Here is a 3,924-nt window from a genome sequence, read left to right as displayed (position 1 = left end):
CCCGACGAGCAGATCAGCTACACCGGCCCGCCCGGCTTCTACCGCTACCAGGTGGTCTCCGTGAGCGGCTCCAGCCCCTACACACTGAAGACCAAAGCCCCCTGACCCGCCTTCCGCGGGAGGTTCCACGGGACGTCCACCGTGGTGCGGTGCCTGCGGGCAGTGGCGGAGCGACCCTGGGGCTGGGGAGCTCTGTCCGGCAGGTAACACGCCCTGTCTCGTAGAGTGAGACAAGTGGCCGAGACGGCGGAACGGCGATGTAGAGTGCTTAGGACCTGCGTGTCAGGTTTCCAACTGAATATTTGCTCATCCAGAGGGGTGGAGGGATCGGCCCTGCGAAGCCCCGGCAACCATCCCGGTTCAAGACTCGTGATCGACACGAGGTCAGCCGGGACAGGTGCCAATTCCGGTCTGTGACCAGGGTGGTCCGCAGACGAAGATGAGGGAAAGGCCTCGCTTCATGGCGCTCGCAACCACTGAGAACACCACCACCTCGCTTGGTCGTGTCGAAGACACGCAAAACCAGCAGTTCGGCCCCGCCGTGGCCCTGTCCTGTCGCGAGTGCGGTGCCCGCTACGACCTCGGCCCGAGCTTCGCCTGTGCCGAGTGTTTCGGGCCCCTTGAGATCGCCTACGACTTCGGGCGAGTGACCCGGGAGCAGATCGCCGAGGGGCCGGCCAACATCTGGCGTTACCGCTCGCTGCTGCCCGTCCCCGCCGACGTGGCCGCCAAGCCCAACATGGAGCCCGGCTGGACCAGGCTCGTCAACGCCGGCAACCTCGCCCGTGAGCTGGGCATGCGCTCGCTGCACGTGAAGGACGACTCCGGCAACCCCACGCACTCCTTCAAGGACCGCGTGGTGGCCATCGCCGTCGAGGCGGCCCGTAACTTCGGCTTCCACACCCTCTCCTGCTCCTCCACCGGCAACCTGGCCGGTGCCGCTGCCGCCGCCGCCGCGCGGGCCGGGCTGGACGCCTGCGTGTTCATCCCCGCCGACCTGGAGCAGGCCAAGGTCGTCATGGCCTCCGTGTACGGGGGCAGGCTCATCGGCATCGAGGGCACCTACGACGACGTGAACCGTTTCTGCTCGGAGCTCATCGGCGACGAGCTGGGCGAGAAGTGGGGCTTCGTCAACGTCAACCTCCGGCCGTACTACGCCGAGGGCTCCAAGACGCTGGCGTACGAGATCGCCGAGCAGCTCGGCTGGCGCGTTCCCGACCAGATCGTCGTGCCGGTCGCGTCGGGCTCCCAGCTCACGAAGATCGACAAGGGTTTCAAGGAGCTGATCGAGCTCGGTCTCGTCGAGGACAGGCCGTACAAGATCTTTGCGGCCCAGGCCGAGGGGTGCTCCCCGGTCTCCGCCGCCTACAAGGCGGGCCACGACGTGATCCGCCCGGTGAAGCCGGACACGATCGCCAAGTCGCTGGCGATCGGCAACCCCGCCGACGGCCCGTACGTGCTGGACATCGCCCGCCGTACCGGCGGCGCGGTCGAGGACGTCACCGACCCCGAGATCGTCGACGCGATCCGGTTGCTGGCCAGGACCGAGGGCATCTTCGCCGAGACCGCCGGAGGTGTCACCGTCGGCGTGCTTCGCAAGCTGGTCGCGGCAGGGAGGCTCGACCCGGAGGCGGAGACCGTGGTTCTCAACACCGGCGACGGTCTCAAGACCCTCGACGCGGTGGCCGCCGAGGCGCGCCCCACCGCTGTGATTCGCCCCTCTCTTGACGCATTCCGTGCGGCAATCGCCTAGAAATCGTGAAAGGTACTGAATTATGAGCGTTTCTGTGCGGATTCCGACGATTCTCCGGACTTACACCGATGGTGCTGCCGAGGTGAGCGGAGAGGGTGAGACCCTGCGCGACGTCCTCCAGAAGCTTGACGCGGACTTCCCGGGGGTCGGCGCCCGAATTCTTGATGAAACGGGTAAGATTCGCCGTTTTGTCAACGTCTATGTCGGAGATGAGGATGTCCGCTTCGCCGACAACCTCGACACGGCCACGCCCTCCGGCGTCCAGATCTCCATCATCCCGGCGGTCGCCGGAGGCTGAGTCCCGCCCCGCCCGCGCTGCGCCGGTCGCACCCGCCTCACCTTCCGGGGCGCTCGCGACGCCTCTCCATGACACCCGCCCGGCTCCGGCCGCGTGCGGGTGTCCTGCTTTGTGGGGTAAACCGGTATTCGCGGTGGGGAAAGATAATGTAATCTTTAACTAACTAATAGTGATAGTCAAACTGTGCTCTCGTACTAAATGCTCTTGTAAAGAGCTAGTTTGGTGCTTGACTCTGTTGCCCTACCGGTTCCCACAGGTATGGTCGAGAACGATCGATGTGGCGAAGTCCGCCCCGGAGATTGAGGACTTCGCGCGAGGAATGGGCGTCGTCCTTAAGTCCAGTAAGAGGAGTCGCAAGTGGCGCAGGGCACCGTCAAATGGTTCAACGCGGACAAGGGCTACGGCTTCATCGCGGTAGACGGTGGTAAGGATGTGTTCGTCCATTACTCCGCGATCATGATGGATGGCTACCGTGCACTCGAGCAGGGCCAGCGAGTCGAGTTCGAGATCACCCAAGGTCAGAAGGGTCCCCAGGCGGAGTCCGTCCGGGCGGTCTGACATGGCCGTCCCGTGAACCCGCAGGGAGGGGTCGGTGGACCCCGCGGCAACGCAGTCCGCTGGATCCACACCACCTAGGCCCGGCTCGCCTCCCCAACCGGCGAGCCGGGTCTTCGCTTTGCGCGGAACGCACGCCCGCATGACGCGGAGCATGCGCTGACGTGGCCCGGAGCGGATGTCCGCGCCGGGCGCGGCGCAGGTCAAGGGATCGTGGCTTGCACTCGACAAGGTAGAGTGCTAAACACATTGTTGGCACTCGCGCATAGAGAGTGCCAACCCTGGATCGAGGCGATGGGGCCCACCGAACGGAGTCGTGGGCCCACATGCCGTCGCGGGCGTCGGCTCGGTCCGGTGCAAGCCACCCTGTCTCTGGGAGGTCTAGCCGTATGGCAGCCAAGATGATCGCGTTTAACGAGGACGCCAGGCGCGGTCTCGAGCGTGGCATGAACCAGCTCGCGGACGCCGTTAAGGTGACCCTCGGCCCCAAGGGCCGCAATGTCGTTCTGGAGAAGAAGTGGGGCGCCCCCACCATCACCAACGATGGTGTCTCCATTGCGAAGGAGATCGAGCTCGAGGACCCGTGGGAGAAGATCGGGGCCGAGCTCGTCAAGGAGGTCGCCAAGAAGACCGACGACGTCGCGGGTGACGGCACCACCACCGCCACCGTGCTCGCTCAGGCTCTCGTACGCGAGGGTCTCCGCAACGTCGCCGCCGGCGCCAACCCGATGTCCCTGAAGAAGGGCATCGAGGCCGCCGTCGAGCGCGTCTCGGAGGAGCTGTCCAAGCTGGCCAAGGACGTGGAGACGAAGGCGCAGATCGCCTCCACCGCTTCCATCTCCGCGGGTGACCCGCAGATCGGCGAGATGATCGCCGAGGCGATGGACAAGGTCGGCAAGGAAGGTGTCATCACCGTCGAGGAGAGCAACACCTTCGGCCTGGAGCTTGAGCTCACCGAGGGCATGCGCTTCGACAAGGGCCTCACCTCGATGTACTTCGTGACCGACCCGGAGCGTATGGAGGCCGTCCTCGACGACCCGTACATCCTGGTCGTCAACTCCAAGGTGTCCGCCAACAAGGACCTGCTCCCGGTTCTCGACAAGGTCGTGCAGGCCGGCAAGCCGCTGCTGATCATCGCCGAGGACGTCGAGGGCGAGGCCCTGGCCACCCTGGTCGTCAACAAGATCCGCGGTCTGTTCCGCTCGGTCGCCGTCAAGGCGCCCGGCTTCGGTGACCGCCGCAAGGCCATGCTGGGCGACATCGGCATCCTGACCGGTGCCCAGGTCATCAGCGAGGACCTCGGCCTCAAGCTGGAGTC

At 65.5% G+C, this 3,924-nt stretch carries 4 protein-coding genes and 1 riboswitch; all 4 genes read left to right on the top strand.

From position 1 onward, the window contains the following. The first annotated feature begins 303 nt into the window (after positions 1 to 303). Positions 304 to 446, top strand: a riboswitch (SAM riboswitch). A 14-nt stretch (positions 447 to 460) separates the two neighbouring features. Beyond that, a complete protein-coding gene (thrC, locus tag ACWD3H_RS47430; protein WP_355569547.1) occupies positions 461 to 1,753 on the top strand; it encodes a threonine synthase in 1,293 nt (430 codons plus the stop codon). A 22-nt stretch (positions 1,754 to 1,775) separates the two neighbouring features. Continuing rightward, positions 1,776 to 2,051: a MoaD/ThiS family protein gene (locus ACWD3H_RS47425; protein ID WP_355569551.1), complete on the top strand. Its 276-nt coding sequence runs from the start codon at positions 1,776 to 1,778 to the stop codon at positions 2,049 to 2,051. A gap of 357 nt (positions 2,052 to 2,408) precedes the next feature. Continuing rightward, positions 2,409 to 2,609, top strand: a complete 201-nt coding sequence (locus ACWD3H_RS47420; RefSeq protein ID WP_012895270.1) for a cold-shock protein — start codon at positions 2,409 to 2,411, stop codon at positions 2,607 to 2,609. Between the two features lie 386 nt (positions 2,610 to 2,995). Continuing rightward, positions 2,996 to 3,924 (top strand): chaperonin GroEL (gene groEL, locus ACWD3H_RS47415; RefSeq protein WP_350966296.1); only part of this gene is annotated, 929 nt, incomplete at its 3' end.

The sequence above is a fragment of the Streptosporangium sp. NPDC002607 genome, assembly GCF_053592655.1.
Note: the sequence above shows the minus strand (reverse complement) of the source record. Positions and strands in the feature narration are given on the sequence as shown.

What these genes read in the sequence shown, in the direction of transcription:
- ACWD3H_RS47425 (WP_355569551.1), top strand. Translation starts at nt 1,776, where the DNA reads ATGAGCGTTTCTGTGCGGATTCCGACGATTCTCCGGACTTACACCGAT.
- thrC (WP_355569547.1), top strand. Translation starts at nt 461, where the DNA reads ATGGCGCTCGCAACCACTGAGAACACCACCACCTCGCTTGGTCGTGTC.